Annotated in this window: 10 protein-coding genes and 1 pseudogene; 6 read left to right on the top strand and 5 right to left on the bottom strand. The window is 45.6% G+C overall.

The window, feature by feature from the left end:
- From RIG27_RS17590 to RIG27_RS17580, 3 genes and pseudogenes are all read right to left on the bottom strand, one after another.
- A pseudogene (locus RIG27_RS17590) lies at window positions 1–531 on the bottom strand (hypothetical protein); the annotation flags it as partial.
- A gap of 1292 nt (window positions 532–1823) precedes the next feature.
- A complete protein-coding gene (locus RIG27_RS17585) occupies window positions 1824–2798 on the bottom strand; it encodes a LysR family transcriptional regulator (RefSeq protein WP_446347236.1) in 975 nt (324 codons plus the stop codon).
- A 669-nt stretch (window positions 2799–3467) separates the two neighbouring features.
- The gene (locus RIG27_RS17580; protein ID WP_446347234.1) at window positions 3468–4814 is read right to left on the bottom strand and encodes a TldD/PmbA family protein; all 1347 of its coding nucleotides are present in this window, start codon (window positions 4812–4814) and stop codon (window positions 3468–3470) included.
- Between the two features lie 111 nt (window positions 4815–4925).
- On the opposite strand from RIG27_RS17580, the gene RIG27_RS17575 reads away from it, so the two are divergent.
- The 3 genes from RIG27_RS17575 (at window position 4926) to RIG27_RS17565 (ending at window position 11195) form a co-directional block, all read left to right on the top strand.
- Window positions 4926–5675, top strand: a complete 750-nt coding sequence (locus RIG27_RS17575) for an FkbM family methyltransferase (protein ID WP_446347232.1) — start codon at window positions 4926–4928, stop codon at window positions 5673–5675.
- Window positions 5676–5879: 204 nt separating this feature from the next.
- Window positions 5880–7082, top strand: coding sequence for a pentapeptide repeat-containing protein (locus RIG27_RS17570; protein WP_446347230.1), 1203 nt, complete (start codon window positions 5880–5882; stop codon window positions 7080–7082).
- A gap of 504 nt (window positions 7083–7586) precedes the next feature.
- Window positions 7587–11195: a beta strand repeat-containing protein gene (locus RIG27_RS17565; RefSeq protein WP_446347228.1), complete on the top strand. Its 3609-nt coding sequence runs from the start codon at window positions 7587–7589 to the stop codon at window positions 11193–11195.
- A 24-nt stretch (window positions 11196–11219) separates the two neighbouring features.
- Here RIG27_RS17565 and larA read toward each other — a convergent pair whose 3' ends face one another.
- The gene (gene larA / locus RIG27_RS17560) at window positions 11220–12506 is read right to left on the bottom strand and encodes a nickel-dependent lactate racemase (RefSeq protein WP_446347226.1); all 1287 of its coding nucleotides are present in this window, start codon (window positions 12504–12506) and stop codon (window positions 11220–11222) included.
- 89 nt (window positions 12507–12595) lie between these two features.
- Window positions 12596–13303: a ribulose-phosphate 3-epimerase gene (gene rpe, locus RIG27_RS17555; RefSeq protein ID WP_446347224.1), complete on the bottom strand. Its 708-nt coding sequence runs from the start codon at window positions 13301–13303 to the stop codon at window positions 12596–12598.
- 288 nt (window positions 13304–13591) lie between these two features.
- On the opposite strand from rpe, the gene RIG27_RS17550 reads away from it, so the two are divergent.
- The 3 genes from RIG27_RS17550 (at window position 13592) to RIG27_RS17540 (ending at window position 19513) form a co-directional block, all read left to right on the top strand.
- Window positions 13592–15190 carry a S8 family serine peptidase gene (locus RIG27_RS17550; RefSeq protein WP_446347242.1) on the top strand — a complete coding sequence of 533 codons (1599 nt, stop codon included), beginning with the start codon at window positions 13592–13594 and terminating at the stop codon, window positions 15188–15190.
- Between the two features lie 130 nt (window positions 15191–15320).
- Window positions 15321–15734, top strand: a complete 414-nt coding sequence (locus RIG27_RS17545; protein WP_446347222.1) for a hypothetical protein — start codon at window positions 15321–15323, stop codon at window positions 15732–15734.
- On the top strand, window positions 15734–19513 hold the full coding sequence (locus tag RIG27_RS17540) for a CHAT domain-containing protein (protein ID WP_446347220.1): 3780 nt from the start codon (window positions 15734–15736) through the stop codon (window positions 19511–19513). The genes RIG27_RS17545 and RIG27_RS17540 overlap by 1 nt, the downstream gene beginning before the upstream one ends.
- The last annotated feature ends 20 nt before the right edge of the window (window positions 19514–19533 follow it).

Raw genomic sequence — 19533 nt, 5'->3', positions numbered from 1 at the left:
CTCCTCCATCCCTTCTAAACTAAAGACGGCGAGTTCACCTTCATATCCCCCACCATCAAAAAGGAAATCAACACTAACCTCCCCAGTTTGTCCAACCGTAAACACGCCGGATTCAAATGTCACACTAGAACTGTCTAACCCGGTTAATAGCGATTCATTTAACGGCGTTTCTTCCGTCAGCGCTTCATCAGTGGCTTCACTTTCCGCCACGTCATCCAGTGAAGTAACAAAGGGAATCTCCTCTAAGGTTTCCTCTCCTTCAACCGACGTGACGAAAGCAATCTCCTCTAAATCATTATCTGAAGTATCGCCAAAACTTTCCTCAATCTCCGGGATATCAATATCAGCAATTTGGTCAGCCGAGATATCGATATCCACGATATCTATAGGATTATCCGTACCATCCAATAAACCACTGGGCGTTAAAATCGGTTCTAAAATAAAAGCTTGCGGTAACTCCTGACTCTTCCTTTTCGGCGCAAATCCTTGAGCATCAGGACGTTTCTTTGATGAAAAGTTAAACCAAGGCATAGATGACCCTTTTGTGGAATAGTGCAGGTAAAATTACAGATTAAACCAAGTTGCAAAATCTATCAGATATTATGAGTCGCTAAGGGGTTAAACCCATTCAAATTAGCAGGCAATTTCGACTTTAACCAAGCCCATAACTATAACGATGAATTAAGGAAACACTGAATAAGCACGCTGAAACCAAAACGCGGCTGCCAGTCAATGTAAACAAATTGTCCAGCAAATCATGTTACTGAATAGAGCAGCAATTGCCAGCAGCAAACTCGGACAGAAAACCTATTAAGTTTAAGGTAAAATCAACTGAACGGAAATCTAGCTTGTTCACTATTCTATCCCGAAATAATAAACTTTGTCTTCAGTTTTTGATAAAGTTTTCATAAAGCGGGGAACTTTTCCCTGATTATCAGCAATAGGTCGTAAATGTTACAGTTTTTGACTTAACCCCCCTTAACCAAGGTGTCATGGATTAATTTGATTTTTCACAGGAAGTCTACAAACTATTGTATGTAGAGACGCGCCATGGCGCGTCTGGGCGGGTTTAGTTACATCTGGGTGCAACCGAAAAGATAGTCGTGAAACCCGCCCCTACACAATTCACACATCAGCCTGTTCTCCGTAAAATTACGGAAACGGTAAACTCCCCATGTCAGCTTATGTCGTAGAGCCACTGAACGCTCTGTTTAAAGATTTGATAAAGGTATTAAAAAATGGTTGATTTCCCTTAACATTTCCGTTTACAGAATAGCGATGGTGAAAGCCCTCGCGTTTTAACCGAGGGATGAAACCGAATTTCGACAAGACTTCGGCGTGATCGCTCAGTCGAACGCTCAATTGCCGCGATGCGTTCAGCCTAGCAACTTTAGTTGCTTTTATTGTCAAATTTGGGTACAATAGTAACATGAGAAACAGAGTTTGTAGGTGATTACTCTGTACATATAAAAACCTCCTGAAAAACATAAATGGTGTAATTGGTCTTGCTAGGATTTCAAACGAGCCAAAATTCGTACAATGCCGATTTTTTCAGTCGGAATAGCACTTTTGGTAAAAACTAAATAGTTAATAAGTACCGTAGGGCATCCGGTAACTTCCTAATTAATTTAGGTAAAAGCTTGGAGAGCTACCCAAAAAAGAGGAGTTCTAGATATTAAGTGATATTCTAGTTGACTTCGGGTAGGACATAATCGTGTAAGACCTAATTAGAGGTGACTCTTGCATGGCAGTGATTAGCTCAAGAATCCCCCGTCTTTTAAGCGGGGGAGTGTCAAATCCCCTCCCTGTTTCACGCAATGTTGTTAAGGAGCGATCGCGGAAGTTATTCCCACAGTCTCTTGAACTGTTGTATGACAGGTAGGTATAAGTTCCAGCACCATGTTATAAAAGGAGCGAATCGGTGGGATTTGCAGTCGATCTTGTGTCGTGACTAACACCACTTGCCGGGTCAAGGTTTGTTTCGGAGGTGATCCATTTTCAGTAGCAGCAGCGGCAATCGAACGCACAGCCAGAGTAGGATCACCTAGGGCTTCTACCAAGGCAGATCGGGGGAGCAGCGAAATTAAATGTCCCTGACGCACAACTCCCCGAAAAGCATCCAGGGAATTTAATTCTAAGCTAGCGTTAAGGGTGCCACTTTGCCGGGAGAACAAGTCTTGTACCAATCGCTGCATCCCATAGCCATCTTTAAATATCACATGGGGATAGCACGTTAGGGCATCCATTGGCACTAGGGTATATTTGGTTAACGGATGATCGGCTGCCATTAAGACTTCGATGGGTTCGTCATACAATTGCTCCGTCACCATTTCGGCGCTGGCGGTTAAGTAGCGGTTATTCATGACAATCGCTAAATCAACCAAGCCATCTTTCAAGACTTTCAGGGCGCGATCGCTCCCCAATGCCGTTACCCGCAGTTGCACGTTGGGATAATCCTGACAAAAACGCTGTAAAACTGGGGGCAAGTAATGGGCGCAGACGGAGTGAATAGCGGCGACACAGAGTTCAGGTTGTTTTCCGTCTAACAAGTCAGATAATTCTTGGGTTGCGGTTTTCCATTCATGGCAGATTTTACGGGCGCGAAATAAAAAGCGATCGCCTCCTAAGGTTAATGTCGCCCGAGCCGTTCGATGGAACAAGGGTAGCCCCAGTTCAGCTTCTAACCCTTGAATTTGGCGGCTAATCGTCGATTGGGTAACACCGCATTCACGGGCGGCTTGTTGAAAGCTGCCTGTCTCAGCAACGGCTAAAAAAGCTTGTAACTGCTCTAGACGCATGATAACTAATTCTCGAAAACTTTGACTTTATGTGATAATATGGAAAAAGTGGAACGTTTCCACTTTCTATTGGATGGCTATTCCATTGGTCAAAACCTCTATAAGTTGTTGTTCGACTCAACCCATCAGCTACTTGTAGATGGAATAGACAAAGGGACAAAGCGTACTGGTTGAGCAGTTTTTGTCCTGTGGCGGTAGTTTAGGGTCGCCGTTTGCCAAAAAGTTCATTTCGTCAAAGTTTTGAACAACCATGATGGTGTAGCGGAGATATAGTGAACTACTTAGGCTTACTTCGTAGAAGCCTGAGCTTCTGATTTCACAGGGGATTACTTAACGTGAGATTAGCTTAATCGATATCTTACCTCAACTTAGCTTATCCGGCGAGAAGCCCCACGCTCTAATCTTCGATTGAGCGTGGGATGAATCGCCAGTTTATTATTGACAACTTGCTTGTTGTAAGCTAATATGAATTCTCTTGCGATAAGCAAGAAGTGGGGCTGGGCGTATTCCCCACTATAAAACGCCGGAAGCGTCGTTCTGAAACGGCGACAAAGGAAGCCTACAACCGTACCCGTAGGGTCGGTGTAGGAGGACGTCACTAATACTTGATACGGCAGCTTAATCTCCGAACCGTAGGCAAGGTAAGGTGGGCATTGCCCACCCTACTGTTTAAACGCTATCAGTGACGCTGCTAAAATTAAACGCCTTAACTCGTACCCCTGGTATCACCCGACCCCCGAAACGCTGTACCGTACTCAGAGCATCAATATCCCGTAACATATCGGGCAAACTTTGGTTAAATCGCAGATTTTTAATCGGATAAGCAATTTTCCCGTCTTCAATCCAGAATGTACCATCACGGGTCATTCCTGTCACCTCTAAGGTACGTGGATTGACATAGCGCACATACCAAGCGCGATTAACCAAGATTCCCCGTTCCGTTTGAGCAATCAAATCGCTCAGGCTTTGCTCAGATCCAGACATAACGATGGGAAACAATGATCCCGTCGGTTCTTTTCCCTGCTGTTGCGCCCAGTAGCGACTATACGACAATGTTTGAGGCACTCCATCCTGAATAATCTCCAGGTAGTGATTGCTCAATCCATCACTAAAGCAGGTTCCTCTCTGCAACAATGGATGGGCGGGATGGCGCTGCACTTGTACCAAGGGACTAAATAGGGGTTCGCCAAGGCGGTTCCCCACAGGTTGACCTGTGTCATCCGTGCGAGACATAAATGATCGCCCTTCATCGGCGGATCGTGCATTTAAATTGAATATCACCCAGGGAAGTACATCCGCAAACGCCGGATTATTAAAGATGACAGGGTAAACACCCGGTTGAATTTCACGGGGATTACGGGCAGCAAAAGCACGCTCAATCAGGGGTTCAATCAGGGAATCTAGGGGTAACTGAGCGATCGCAAACCCTGTGCGCTGACTCCAACTCGATCCATCCTCAATTCGAGCGGTAAAGCTCAACTCCGCCTCTGTGCCGCGATCGCAGGCGCGTAATCCCAGGGAGTTGCCCACGGCTTGAGCAAAGGCTTGAGTACTCAATCGTCCAGAACCTTCCACTCCGGCTTTAGCACTCTTAGCACAGATTTGTTGTACCATTTCTCCGCGTGCTAAGGGTGATAAAGTGACTGTAGCGTCGTCAAAGGCAGGAACACGCGACTCGTAGACTTGGGGTTCAAGCAAGGGAACCCATTCTGGATCTTCGGGTGCAATCCGAGCTAATTCCTCGGAGCGCTGGATGGTATCGGTAATTGCATCGGGTAAAAATTCTGTGGTGGAAGCCGAGGCGCTGCGTTTGCCGAAATAACTGGTAACGGTGAGGGTAAATTTATGGCGGTTAATATTCTGGCTAATTTGATTTTCTGAGAAGCGGCTGAGAGCAGATTCACTGGAACTAACGCTGACGAATACTCCCTCGGCTTGGGATTGCTGGATCACCGAATCCACGAGGGATAAGGCTTGGTCTTCGCTGATTAATGTTGGGACTGTAGCTAGGCTCACGGCGGTTTACGTTAGGGATGGTGGGTAGAGAGACATACTTTATGATTAAATCCTCAACTTATTATAGTATTCTGGACAATGCACACCCGACTCCCGATCTTATCTGTGAACATGGAATACAATAGAAACACTCAATGTTCCCCACTCGCTCAAACTTCAAAGAAAGATTTACCTATTGGTTTGGATGTTGTTGCCGATATCCATAAAGTCTATCCGGATTTAGGCAAAATTAAGACAATTTTTGATGTGGGGGCTAATATTGGACAAACATCCCGCCACTTTCATCAGGGGTTTAGTCATGCCACGATTTTTTCCTTTGAACCGATTCAACAAACCTTTATTCAGTTACAGAAAAATACCGCCGATTTAACCAGAATTCGCTATTTTAATCATGCCTTTGGGGATAAACCGGAAACGAAGACTGTTTATGTCCAAGAGGAGTCTGTAATGAATTCATTAGTCGATGAACTCCAAGATGTATCCCGTCCATCTGAACGGGTTCAGGTTAAGACGATTGATGAGTTTGGCAAGGAGCATCAGATCGATGCGATCGATCTCCTGAAAACAGATACAGAAGGTTGGGAACTCAATGTGATTCAAGGAGCGAGCCGTTATTTAGCCCAGAAAAAGATAAAATTTATTTATTCGGAAGTCGGCTGGCTCGAAACAGATAAACGACATACATTTTTTTCAGAACTTTATTCCTATCTCATCCCCAAAGGGTTTAGAATGTATGCGCTATATGATCATTGTCATCACTTTTATGATGATCATTCATTTGGATTAGTGTTTGCCAATGCCTTATTTATTAATTCGGAAGCGATAAACGATCCGATTAATCCAGAATGGTGGTTAAGCTGATCCGGGGTAGGATGGGCAAAGGGACATCATTTATGATGATTAAATCATCCGAGTAAGTCGGTGGGTGGAAATAAACAAAGGCGAGATGAATTTTTTTTAACACACCTCAAACTCTGACAAATGACGAATGACGAATGACAAATGACAAATGACGAATGACGAATGACAAATGACAAATGACGAATGACAAATGACAAATGACAAATGACGAATCTACCTGATCCATCTCCGTCTAACTCAACCCTCCAGTCAACCCACCCTGATCCGGAGTCAGAGGCGGTGTATCGGGTGTCTATGACTCAATTCCCGGAGCGATACCCTACTACTAGTAAAGCATTGGCTGATCCTGCCCTTGTCACCCTCTGCGCGATCGCGGTTTTGATTGTTGGCTTAGTTTTGGATAACAACTGGGTGATTCTCGCCGGGGTAATCGTGACGTTACTCCTATCCCTGTCGGTGATTTGGTCACCTTTACAGCAATGGTTTCAGAAGTCTCTCTCTCAAGAGCAGCGATCGCAACTGATTGCGGTTTGTGGTGTGAGCCTGGCAATCGTTGGGATTGCTGCTTTAACCGGATTTACCAAAGCGTTTGATTCGGTGGGTTCTTTAGCGGAATGGATTGGTGCTTTAGGGCAAATTCTGATTGCTATTCTCGCCGTATATATCGCTTGGCGACAGTATGTTATTTCTAAAGATCTTACCATTCAGCAAAATACAATTACCCAACAGCAAACCATTGATGCCTACTTTCAGGGTATTTGTGACCTCGCTTTAGACGATGAAGGATTGCTAGAAGATTGGCCCCAAGAACGGGCGTTTTGTGAGGGACGAACCTCTGCTATTCTCAATAGTATAGACGCTGGCGGCAAAGCGAAAGTCTTGCGGTTTTTGTCTCAATCCAAATTACTGACACCCTTAAAACGCGATCGCCACTTGGGACGTCCAATACTAGATGGTTATGGCGGGTATCAAGAAGATCGGGTTTATGGCGTGCGGGTTATTGCTCTAAATGTTATGTTAGCCTGGGCTGATTTGGCAGGTACGGATCTACGCTGGACAGAATTAAGTGAAGCCAATATGGTTCAAGCCAATCTGAGCCATTGTGACCTAGCCGGAGCGAATTTGTCTCGCACGATTCTCTATAAAGCGAATTTATCCAACTCTGATCTCAAAGGTGTGCGCCTGTTCTATGGATCAGTGGAAACCGCCAGTCCCCGCAGTCGTACTGAACCGCCTGATTATCGCACTGGAATTCACACGGGTGCTGTGGTTGAGGGAGCGAATTTTACTGAGGTGCAACGGTTAGGGGAAGAACAACGCCACTACTGCTGTTCCTGGTGCGGGGAACAGTCTCGCCGAACGATTCCAGGAGGGTGCGATGGGATTACTAATAAATTAGGGCGTTGACACTATACCTATAATATGATATTTGGTGTACGGTGTACGATTCGTTCAGCCTAAATAGGGGAAAGCTGAATAAGTGTTGTAGTAAGCTGTCATGCATTTAAATTGGGTATTATAGCAAGTCGCTAGGCGTGTATTTACAACTCTCGTAGCTGAAACTTAGTCCAGGTAAGATGTTTCTGAATCCAAAGTGTAAATAGATCAGCGCGAAGCGCTATAGTAGCGAGCAAGATGCTCGCACTACAAGGATTTCGTCATTATTGACATTAAGGTTTAAATGCCGAACAGCTTAGGGAACTCACGGGCAGGGAACAGAAAACATGAGAAAAGTGTAAACTCCTCCTTGCTTTATAAGCCAAATGCCCGCTTCACGCTTGGCTTATTCAGACAAATCAGAATTAGGACTTAATATTAGGTTTAGTTTAAAAAAGTATTCCATTGTCAGGAATTGGGGGTGCTTCTGTTGAGTGTAGGTTAAGGTAAAAAAATCGATTGGCGATCGCGTGTATGAACAGCTTGGTTATATTACTCTGGATTAGCTTCTGTTTTACCCCTTTCTTGATTCCGGCGGCTATAGCCCAAACGGAGATTCCATTACTCCCAAAAGCCGATGCTGTTCCTAAATATCACCCCTCCGTGGGAAGTTCTCTTCAAGCGCAAACGGCAGATTCTCCCCCGTCTACCACTCCAGATTTAACAACGCTACAAATTAAACCTCGCTGGGGAATTGGTTACAGTACTTCCGGTGCGGGATATGATGGTTTTACCCGCTTGGACAGCTTTCTCCCTCTCTTGCAAATTCCCGGTAGTACGCTGACGTTTTTAGAAGGACAATTGCAGTTAGATAATAGTGCGAATCTCGGTGGTAATCTGTTAGTGGGACACCGCTTTCATAGTCAGTCTCTCAATCGAATTTTTGGTGGTTATGTGGGGGTTGATCGTCGAGATACGGGAAATACTACATTCCATCAACTCGGTGTAGGGTTAGAAACATTGGGAGAGGTTTGGGATGTGCGCCTCAATGGTTATTTTCCTCTGGGTGATACTCGCGATTTAGTGGATGAAACAGCATTTGATACAGGATTTCAACTGACTGATCGTTTCTTTTCTGACCATTTTTTAGTGGTTCAGGGACAACGACAACGGGGACAAGTGCGCCAGTTTGAAGCGGCGATGACGGGGTTTGATCTGGAAGTCGGTGCAAGATTGGCGCAATGGGGTGAAGGGGGAGGATTACGAGGGTATGGTGGACTTTATTATTACGATGCAACCGGAAGTGATTCCAGTCTGGGTTGGCGGATGCGATTGGAAATACAACCCACCGATACCCTAAATTTCGGTGTGGCGGTGCAAGATGATCAGATATTTGGCACAAATGTAATTGTTAGTGTGGGGGCGATTTTCGGGAAAACTCGTTCCTCAGGGGATGCTAGTATTTTATCCCGTTTAGGGGATGGCGTGGGACGTACTTCCAGTATCACGGTTGATAGTCAAACAGAATCTGATTTTTTCAGCGAAGAAATTACTACCGCCGCAACGAATCCCCAAACCGGTGAACCTTATGTTTTTCAGCACGTTAATTTAGGCGCGAGTGGCGGAAATGGTACAGTTGAAACACCGTTTGGGACAGTCGATTCAGCCCTAGCCGCGACGCAATCCGATGGGAATGATATTGTTTATGTACAAGAGGGAACTAATCCCGGTATTCCGGCTTTTACAATTCCTGATCAGGTGCAAGTTTTGTCCACAGCACCCATTCAGCAATTGGATACGGTGGAATTTGGTGGCGTACAACTTCCATTATCCGGTGCTGGCGTTTTTCCTCAGGTTACGGATACAGTAACGTTGGGAAATAATACGGTGTTATCCGGATTTACAATAACTGGGGTAACCAATCCAGGAATTGTGGCGAGGGATATTTCAAATGGGGAAGTTCGAGACAGTATCATTAATAGTTCCAGTCAAGCTGGGGTTTTACTGGAAAATACTGGAGGTTCTATTTCATTTACCAATAGTGCGATCGCGGGAAATGGCGTTCCTAGTTTAAGTGTTACATCGGTTAATGATGTCGCGATCGCGAATAGCACTCTCACCAGTACCAATTCGGCTACAGAAGGGATTTCTCTGGACACAGTTAGTGGAAATTTCGACATCAGCGATAGCACAATTACGATTGAAAATCCAGCCAGTAATGGTATCCTAGCCAAGGCTATCCAGGGAACCGCGACAATTTCAGCCAATCAAGGAAGTCAGATTATCACACAGGGAAATCAAGCCGGAATTTCCCTAACTGAAAGTATGGGTACGATTAATTTATCGGGTGTAACCGTGTCAAGTACAGAGGGTGCAGTTGTGGAAGTGAGTAATATTAATAATGGCGCGATCGCGAACAGTACTCTCACCAGTACCAATTCGTCTACAGAAGGGATTTCTCTGGACACAGTTAGTGGAAATTTCGATATCAGCGATAGCACAATCACGATTGAAAATCCCACCAGTAATGGTATATTCGCCACGAATATCCAGGGAAGCGCTATAATTTCAGCTAATCAAGGAAGTCAGGTTACCACAGAGGGGAATCAAGCCGTAATTTCTCTAACTGAAAGTACAGGTGAGATTAATTTATCCGGTGTCACCGTGTCAAGTATAGAGGGTGCAGTTGTCGAAGTGAGTAATATTAATAATGGCGCGATCGCTGCTAGCACTCTCACCAGTACGGATTCTGCAACCGCAGGGATTTCTTTAGAAATAGTTACTGGAAATTTCGATATCAGCGATAGCACAATTAGGATTGAAAATCCAGCCAGTAACGGTATCCTCGCCACGAATATTCAAGGAACCGCGACAATTTCCGCCCAGGAAGGAAGTCAGATTACCACAACAACGGCTAAGGCTGGAATCTTACTCGCTGAAAGTCCGGGAACAATCAATTTAACAGGATTAGAGGTAAATAGTACTAATGGTGCAGCATTAGTCGGGACTACTATTAATAATGCCACAATTTCAGATAGCACCCTTACCAGTATCAATTCATCAACAGAAGGTATATCAATTAACGGGGTTAGTGGTACAGTTGATATTAGCAATAGTACGATCACGATTACTGATCCACTTGATAACATTAACGGCATATCCGTTGGCAATATCACAGGAACAGTGAATATAGCCGCCAATGAGGGAAGTCAGATTACTCAGGCAAATCAAGGAATTGAACTCTTTGATGCTACGGGCGCGATCGCTATTTCTGGATTTGAGATTCGGAATACTGAGGATAATGGTATTTTTGGAACCAATCTCAGTAACGTCACCCTGGCAAATAACCGCATTGAAGAGGCAACTAATCGAGGAATTATTCTAGCAAATACGGAAGGAGATGTGACGATATCTCAGAACACTATCATCAATATAATTGGTGTTGATAATTTTATTTTACCTACGGGTCAGGGGATTTTATTGGAAAATGTTACTGGAACAGTTGAAATTATAGGAAACACCATTACGGGAACAACTGGTTTTCCGGCGAGGCTGCTACAATTCCCAAGCGGACAAGGTATAGTGATCAATAACAATCAGGAGTCTATAAATATAACGATTTCAGACAATTCATTATTTAATAATTACGAAGATGCAATATTGTTTGGTTTTGGGGTGTTTCCCCCTGGTAATCCTATTGTCAATTTAACTATAGAGGGAAATCAAATAGAAAGTAATGGTGGAAACGCTCCAATTCGAGGTGACGGCATTGGTATTGGCATGGAAAATAATGCATTGATCGAGAATCTAACTATTTCAGGTAATACGCTGAGCGGAAATTTTGATGATGGAATTGACATTCGTATGGGAGAAGAGCTTCCCAATTCTACAGCTAAAATTCAGCAAGCTATTATTGAAAACAATGAAATTACAGATCACATTCAACAAGGTATAAATATAGAACTATTTGAGCAGACAGCAATATTTATGAATATTGTATCAAATATCATCAGCAATAATTCCACGGACGTTATAGTTAAACCCAATACTACAGAGGAAATTTGCTTGTATTTTAGCGAAAATAGTGATAATACAACCTTTAATTTAAATGGACTAACACCGAATAATTCTTCTTGTTTTTAAGTGATTTTAACTGTATTAAGCCAATCACAGATGACTGATTACAGGTAAAGTCAGCAAAGCATGAGGAACAACTAACACATCCAACTCCTTGCCCAAATCAGCAGCCACCCTCGCTAACGCCTCATCCATCGTCTCGGCTGGAATCATTTTACAAGCCTCCACAACCTCTGGATAATCACTCCCGACAATAATTACCGAATTTTGTTCTAAAACCTTCGCCATGACAAACGCACGTTGTTGACCCGGTGGATACCCATGTTTACGCCCTTCCTGTAGAATCTGTTGTACCGAAGGAATATCTCGCATCGCCGCCAAGAAACGCTGTTCTCCCACTCCTGCACCCACACCTTCTGGACATTGTGCGGGGATAATAAAATAACCTCCTGGACGCACAACCGGAGTCGGGGCAAAAAACAGATAACTCGCTGCACGACTGGCTTGATAAAGGTTAGCATCTTTGGGAAACCCAACCCCACCAATTACCACATCGTATTGCTGAGAAATTGAGACTTGATTAAGAGTTTTTGCCTGTTCTACCAGTCGCTTATGGGTTTCTCTGGGTTCTCCTGCTAATACCGAAACAATTTGTTTTTGGTCATCCAGAACCACATTAATAATAAATCCCAATCCCGCCCGCATCGCCGCCTCTGTCACCGCCTGCTGAAACGGATTTTCCTCCAATTTGCCCAGGCGACAGTTGGGATGATCGATAAACTTAGGACTATGACTATAGGCAATTAAAGGTTCTCCCGCCGCACCCACAGCAACGGTTTTACACCCACCCGAATAGCCAGCATATTGATGAGGTTCGACAATGCCAGTCGCGATGAGGATATCGGCATGATAAGCTACTTTATTAACTGATAAAGGGATACCATTAATCACGCCTAAATCGACTAACTGATCAGGATTTTGCGGTTCGTGGTCAATCACCCGATACCGATCAACCACCGCTTGTCCTAACTTCGTCACCTTTTCCGCCATGGTGCTAGGGCGATGCATTCCAATCCCACACAATAGGGTAATATCTTGGTCACTTACCCCCGCTTTTTCTAACTGCTGTAATATCGGTGGAATCAATACCTGATCAGGACTATCGCGAGTGATATCCGTAAACACAATACAAACGCGATCGCCTGGATGTGCCAATTGGGTGAGGGGTGGGGAATTAATCGGGGTTGAGAGAGTTTGCGCGATCGCACCCTCAACATCTGTCAAGGGTTGGACTGCTTCAGACTTCACTAATGTCCCTTGCATCCCTGGCGGTAAATCAAAGTCTAGAAACGTTTTTCCGTAAGGGACTTGGTACATAGAAAGGGAATTTGACACATAACAGGTAGAGACGTTGCATGCAACGTCTCTACAACCTACAAGGGAAAAAGGTTTATCCGATAAAAGGTTTAAACCCTGGCTAATTCCGGTTCGGGACGCTTGCTATTGCGAATTCCGGTAATCGCCTTGGCGTAATCATCCTGCTTAAATACACCAGAACCAGAAACGATCGCGTTTGCGCCTGCTTCCAAAACTTGCCAGGTGTTGTCTGCTTTGAGTCCACCATCCACTTCAATCCAAGGATCAAGTCCGCGTTCATCGCAGATTTGACGCAACTTACGAATTTTGGGAAGTACACCCGGAATGAAGCTTTGACCGCCAAAACCAGGGTTGACACTCATAATCAACACCAAGTCACAGACATCTAACACATAGTCAATCAACTCTAACGGTGTAGACGGATTGAGAACCACACCCGATTGCTTACCCAATTCTTGAATCTGAGTCAGGGTACGGTGCAAATGGGGGGAAGCGTTGTGTTCCGCATGAACCGAAATAATATCCGCCCCAGCTTTGGCAAAGTCCTCAACATACTTTTCCGGTTCCACAATCATCAAATGGACATCCAGAGGCTTTTTCGTCACTGGGCGTAGCGCTTTGACAATCAGAGGACCGATGGTGATATTGGGGACAAATCGCCCATCCATCACATCAACGTGAATCCAGTCAGCACCAGCAGCATCCACTGCCTGTACTTGTTCCCCCAGTCGGCTGAAATCGGCGGATAAAATGGAGGGGGCAACGACGATGGGTTTTTGGGATTGCGTTTGGGTCATAACTGGTGATAGTCTCCTATGTCCTCTGTTGTGTTAAGTTTTATCTTAACAAAGTCTTTAGCAATCCCCTAACAAAACGTGACCTAATTGACTGAATCGATAAATCTAGCCCCCAAGCAACCGTCATCAATCGCATCAATCCGGATAAAAACGACTCCCACGTCCCAACTCGAAACTTAGGCAAGGGAGATCGTGTAGAAACGTTATCATTAGTAGCAATACGAAGTGGTTAAACCCACCCCAATACCCTCACAACTATTTTCACAGTTAGGAGAACCTGCCTTGGCTATGCGGTCGCTGATCAAAAAACTGGGATGGATGATTGGAGGTGTAGGACTCTCTACTCTGACCACCCCAATCTTAGCGTCACCGATTTCCATTGGAGAAGCTGGAATTGATGCATTGCGACTCCATGCTTCCCCCTACAACTTGAGAGGTGATAAAATCGCCATTGGTCAGGTGGAAATCGGTAGACCGGGTTTATTTGGCGTTGATAAAGCCGTATCTTGGAATCCCGCGATCGCACTTGAGCGAGTCTTTTATCGCGATCGACCCGCGAAAGCCGATACGGATGTAGATACCCATGCAGCAATGGTGGCGGGTGTGATGGTAAGTAAAGATAAAACCTTACCCGGCGTTGCTCCCGGTGCCAGACTCTACGCTTCGGCTGTTGGTTCCCCCATCCGCAGTGGACAGCCGGAAGAATGCCTATCCTCCCAACACGTTGCTTTGCAAAATAGTGGTGATGTTCGGGCAATTAACTTTAGTTTTGGTGAATCCCTGCAACGAGATGCCAGAGGATCACAAGCGGCGCTTGATGGCAATGCCCTGTTAACAAAATGTATTGATTGGTCAGCTCGGACTCATAATGTTCTCTACGTCATTGCAGGCAACCAAGGCAAAGGTGGCATTCCCATTCCCACCGATCACTATAACGGGATTACCACTGCCTATACCACCCAAAGGCAAGGACAATTTGCCAAGGTAGACTTTGCCAACTTGAGTGATCTGCCAGAGGGAATTGGTCGGCGTTTAATTCAACGGGAAATTAACCAGGGAACTCGCCGTGCGATTAATTTAGTCGCACCAGGAAGTCGTATTTTAGTCTACGACCTGGATGGAAAAATTGTCGAAGTGAGTGGGACTAGTTTCGCCGCGCCTCATATTACCGCCTCAGTCGCCCTAATTCAAGAATTTGGCGATCGCCAACTCAACGCCAATCAACCCCAATGGACTACCGATTCCAGACGCCATGAAGTGATGAAAGCGGTGTTACTTAACTCCGCTGACAAAATCCAAGACGAGGGGGATGGGTTGCATCTAGGAATGAACCGCACCCTGTTGAGCAAAGATAATTACACCTGGTTAGAATCGGATGCTTATCTTGATGCCAAAATTCCCCTCGATATACAAACGGGAACCGGACACCTGAATGTTTTCCGGGCTTATCAACAATTTAGTCCCGGTCAGTGGAGTTCAACGGGGGCTGTACCGCCTGTGGGTTGGAATTATAGTTCAGTTAAGACTAAATCGTTTCAGGATTATGTCTTAGAAAAACCCTTAAAGGCAGACAGTTATGTGGCGTTGACGCTAGCGTGGGATCGCTTAGTTGAGCTAAAAGATGAGAATGGAAATGAGGTGTATGATGTCGGCGAAAATTTTCGCGATCGCGGTTTGAATAATCTCGACCTTTACCTGATACCTCTTGATGAAAATGATACCAGCAAAAGTGCCTGTGCTTCTGTAAGTGAAGTGGATAGTGTAGAACATATTTTCTGTCCCGTTCCGGTTTCAGGTCGCTATAAAATCCGGGTTCAATATCGCCAACAGGAAAATGAAGAATCCCAACCCTACGGCTTAGCCTGGTGGACAGTACCGGACAGATAAATTTTAGCCCAACGCTATTGCTAGATAGGCATAGCGTATCTGTAGGGGCGGGTTTCACGACTATCTTTGATGCCCTCACCCAGATGTGAATAAACCCGCCCCAAGGTTTCAATTGAGAAATAAACCCAGTATGACTACCATTTTTACACCCGAAAAAACGGCGGAACTATCCAATCAAATTGATCGCCAACTTCAGGAACTGGAAACACAACCCTATTCGCCAACCAAACTTCCAGAAACGCCACCGGGATTCCCAGTTAAGCAAAGCCAAGCCATTGAAGAAGTTACCAAAGAAAAGCCAGAACGCTTTTTGCAGAAATTTGGACGGGCGGCGAAAAGCGATTTATGTGAAGAAGGGGGATTACTGAATAGTCAGTGGAAAAAGTGGGGAGACTTGAATAATACAGATGTTGTAGATAAATTTGGCGTATTGTTAGTGGCGATGGGATTTTCCGGCGCGGCGTTAGAAATCTTGGTGGTTGCCATTGCCGTGATTGTGATTCATATTGGAATTAAGGCTTTCTGTGAGGATTATTCCCAGTGATGCTGGAGTTAAATCTGCGCTTTCCCAAAATTAATCAAGTGATTGTCACATTTGACGATGACGAAACTGACACACTTGATTTTGTCTCACCCCTGAGTCAAGAAGACCTAAAAGACATCCAGTGGTATTTAGAAATCTACGGCAGCCGATATACCACAGACGTGGATGATGAAACGGCAAAGGGAATTGAGGCAAAATTACAGAAATGGGGCGCAGATTTATTTAACGCTGTTTTCGGTGAACGTCCTGCCCAGCGACTGTTTAATGCGTTCCAGGATGAGGATGAATCCGGACGGTTGCTGACAATTAGTGCCAGTCATCCCGCCATTTTATCCCTACCTTGGGAACTATTGCGCGACCCCGACGGCACGTATTTAGTTCATGATAATCCTCGGATTGCTGTTCGTCGCCGTTTGGCAGGTGCAGGGGGTGGACGGAAACCGTTTAAGGTACAGATAAAAGATAAATTGCGCTTGCTGTTTATCGTGAGTCGTCCCAGCGATGCTGCATTCATTGACCCATACGGAGAAGCGCAGGCGGTATTGGATGCGATTGAACAAGAAGCAGCCGGACGAGTTGAGGTGGAGTTTTTGCGTCCAGCAACCTTAGATAATTTGGTGGCACGGTTAGAAGACCGACATAAACCGCCTATCGATATCGTACATTTTGATGGGCATGGTGTGTTTGACTCCGATGGGCGGTGGCGAGAACGGGCGAAACTGAATAACTCAGTCGCACCGACGAAAGGGGGGAATGGAGATGATAGTAATACAGGATATCTGTTATTTGAGGATAAAGACGGAAAACAAGCGCTGATTAGTGCTGAAACCTTGGCGGATATGCTCAATCGCCAAAGGGTAGGGTTAATTGTTCTATCTGCCTGTCAGTCAGCGGCGATGGGGGGTGAGGATAAAGACGATGCCATGGGGTGTGTGGCGGCAAGGTTAACCCATGCGGGGATTCCAGCAGTTTTGGCGATGACGCATTCGGTATTGGTGAGAACTACCCGTCAGTTGTTTGCCACATTTTATCAGCGTTTGGTATCGGGGGAAGGGATAGGCGAAGCGTTGGATAATGCGCGGCGGGATTTGTATTTAAACCGAGAACGAGGGGAACGGCAACGGGGAGACAAGCGGATTACGCTGAAGTTGCAGGATTGGTTTCTACCAGCGCTGTATCAGGCGGGGAAGGATACACCATTTTTGAGTGACTTAACCCCCCCAGCCCCCCTGAAGAGCGACGGAAGGGGGCAGGGGTCAATCTGGGGCAATATCCGCCCATTACAGGAAGCGGGATTTTTTGGTCGCAGTCACGAATTGTGGCAGATTGAACGGTGGTTTGTACAGGGGACGCGCCGCATTACTATATCGGGTTTTGGCGGACAGGGGAAGACATTTTTAGTTGAGGAAGCAGGGCGCTGGTTGCACCGCACTGGAATGGTTGAGAGGGTGTGTTTTGTCGATTATGCGGCATTTCAGGGTGTGGATGCGGTGGGGTGGGCGGTGAGTACCCTGGCGATGGTGTTAGGTAAGAGTTTGGTGGATAAGTTGGCGGCAAATCAGGCATTGCAGGAAACGCCGACGTTGGTGATTTTGGATAACTTGGAAAGCTTGCAGCCGCAGCCGTTGCGAGAGTTATTGGATGTAGCAAAAGACTGGTCTGAGGTGGGGGATTGTCGGGTGTTACTGACGACTCGGATGCTAGATTTTCACCATCCTGATTATCCCACTGAGGGGAGTTTGAGACATCGGTCGTTACCCTTGGGTGGGTTAGCACAAGAAGATGCGCTGGCATATTTCCAGAGGTTGATGGAGTTTCCTCCACCACCCCTATTTGACTTGCCGCAACGGGAAGTGTTGGAAAGATTGTTTAAGTTAGTCGATTTTCATCCCTTGTCGATTGGGTTGTTGGCGAGGCAGTTGAAAATGCGTCGTCCGGCAGAATTGGGGGAACGGTTGGAGGTGTTGGTTGCCCAAACCCCAGATAATCCTTTGTTGGCGTCGTTAAATTTATCGCTGGAACGGTTGGACGATGAGGCGCAGCAGTTGTTACCTCGGTTGGGGGTGTTTCAGGGTGGGGCGATGGAACATATATTACTGATGATTACTGAATTATCCCAGGAACAGTGGCAAAAATTACGTCCTGCGTTGGAAACTACTGGCTTGATTCAGCCAGAAATTATGCCTGGTTTTGCTGTACCTTATCTCAAGTTTCACCCTACTTTAGCCCCTGCCTTGTGGTCGCGTCTTTCCTCTGAAAAACAAGCTCAACTGCTTGCCCGCCATCGGCAGATATATGCTGGGCTATCTGAGCATTTGTATATAAAAGATACACCAAATCCTTCTGAAACCCGTGTCCTTGCCCAGGCGGAATTGCGAAATTTGTTGTTTGCTGTTGACGGTGCTTTGGATGTCGGTGAAGAACAGGTAGTGGATTTTGTTGACTGCTTAAGCAGATTTCTGTGTATCTTTGGACTTATACGGGATGAGGCTAAATTAGTCCAACGGGTTGAACAAGCGTTTGGGGAAGTTGGTTCTAATACATGGTATCTCACCCGTATCCATAAAGGTGATCGATTACGTCGTGCAGGTTGCTATCCTGAAGCCGTACAGGTGTTTAATGAGATTCTGGTTGGATTGGGTGATCAACCCAGTTATGAGCGCTGTGTTACTTTGGGTTGCTTAGGGCAATGCTTACAGGCACAAGGTCAAGAAAAACAGGCAGTAGCACTCTACCATCAAGCGTTGGAAGTGGCACAGCAGTTAGAAGTGTCTGACAGTGTGAAGCGACAGATGTCAACCTGGCAAACTCAATTGGCAGAACTGCTGACAGATACAGGTGAGTATGATCAGGCACGAACAGCTTCTGAACAAGCTCTTGCCTTGAAAAAGGAGATTGGTGATACCAGAGGAGAAGCTGCTATAGAACTTAACCTCGGCTATCTAGCCTTCCGGCGAGGCAACTTATTAGAAGCCGAGCAACTATTGCGTCAATCGCTAATTACATTCCGGGAACTGAAGGAACCGAACACGGAGGCATTGGCTTGGCATCGACTGGGTATGGTTTATGCACAAGACAAACAGTGGGATGCAGCAGAGCAAGCATACCGAGAAGCAGGACAGATTAGGGAATCTCTAGGTAATCTGGCATATGCAGGACAAACTTGGCATCAATTAGCTGTAGTCAAGAAAGATGCTGGCAACCTAGAAGAGGCAGAAGCTTGGTATCGCAAGACTATTGAAGTTGCAAAATCTGCCGGAGATTGGTTTTTAGCATCGAAGTCTCTCAGCACCCTCGCTAACCTACTGCGAAACCAACCCAACCGCTTGCAAGAAGCGCGGCTATTGGCAGAAGAAGCATTAGCTATCAAGCAAAAGTTAGACCCGGCTGCGACTGAGATTTGGAATACCTATGAAATCTTGGCAGATATTACCTACCAACAGGACGACACTGCCCAAGCTATAGAATATCGTCGCTTGTCACGGCACGCAAGAGCAGCATTTCCAGGAACGTGGTTTCAGTTAGGGAAATTGAGACAGCGTATTACAGAAGTGGTTGATGCCGTAAATAATGCAGAAGTTAGGGAACATCTAGAACCTACACTGGAAGAATGGACACAAGCTGGCTGGGGTCGTCTTGTCGCTGCTATCCGTGAGATATTAAAGGGTGAACGAGATGAGGATGTGCTGTGTGAGTCGTTGGATATGTACGATTCTATGATTATCTACGCTATCCTAAGCGGTATTGCTGACCCAGAAACGCTGAAGCCGTTGTTATAATTGTCGCGCGATATTCGCAC

It is taken from the genome of Coleofasciculus sp. F4-SAH-05, from assembly GCF_040222985.1.
Classification (GTDB): Bacteria; Cyanobacteriota; Cyanobacteriia; order Cyanobacteriales; family Coleofasciculaceae; genus Coleofasciculus; species Coleofasciculus chthonoplastes.
Note: the sequence above shows the minus strand (reverse complement) of the source record. Positions and strands in the feature narration are given on the sequence as shown.

Excerpts from the sequence above, each read along its gene's own strand:
- RIG27_RS17545 (WP_446347222.1), top strand. The coding sequence starts at position 15,321 with ATGACTACCATTTTTACACCCGAAAAAACGGCGGAACTATCCAATCAA.
- RIG27_RS17575 (WP_446347232.1), top strand. The coding sequence starts at position 4,926 with ATGGAATACAATAGAAACACTCAATGTTCCCCACTCGCTCAAACTTCA.
- rpe (WP_446347224.1), bottom strand. The coding sequence starts at position 13,303 with ATGACCCAAACGCAATCCCAAAAACCCATCGTCGTTGCCCCCTCCATT.
- RIG27_RS17540 (WP_446347220.1), top strand. The coding sequence starts at position 15,734 with ATGCTGGAGTTAAATCTGCGCTTTCCCAAAATTAATCAAGTGATTGTC.
- RIG27_RS17565 (WP_446347228.1), top strand. The coding sequence starts at position 7,587 with ATGAACAGCTTGGTTATATTACTCTGGATTAGCTTCTGTTTTACCCCT.
- RIG27_RS17585 (WP_446347236.1), bottom strand. The coding sequence starts at position 2,798 with ATGCGTCTAGAGCAGTTACAAGCTTTTTTAGCCGTTGCTGAGACAGGC.
- RIG27_RS17570 (WP_446347230.1), top strand. The coding sequence starts at position 5,880 with ATGACGAATCTACCTGATCCATCTCCGTCTAACTCAACCCTCCAGTCA.
- larA (WP_446347226.1), bottom strand. The coding sequence starts at position 12,506 with ATGTACCAAGTCCCTTACGGAAAAACGTTTCTAGACTTTGATTTACCG.
- RIG27_RS17550 (WP_446347242.1), top strand. The coding sequence starts at position 13,592 with ATGCGGTCGCTGATCAAAAAACTGGGATGGATGATTGGAGGTGTAGGA.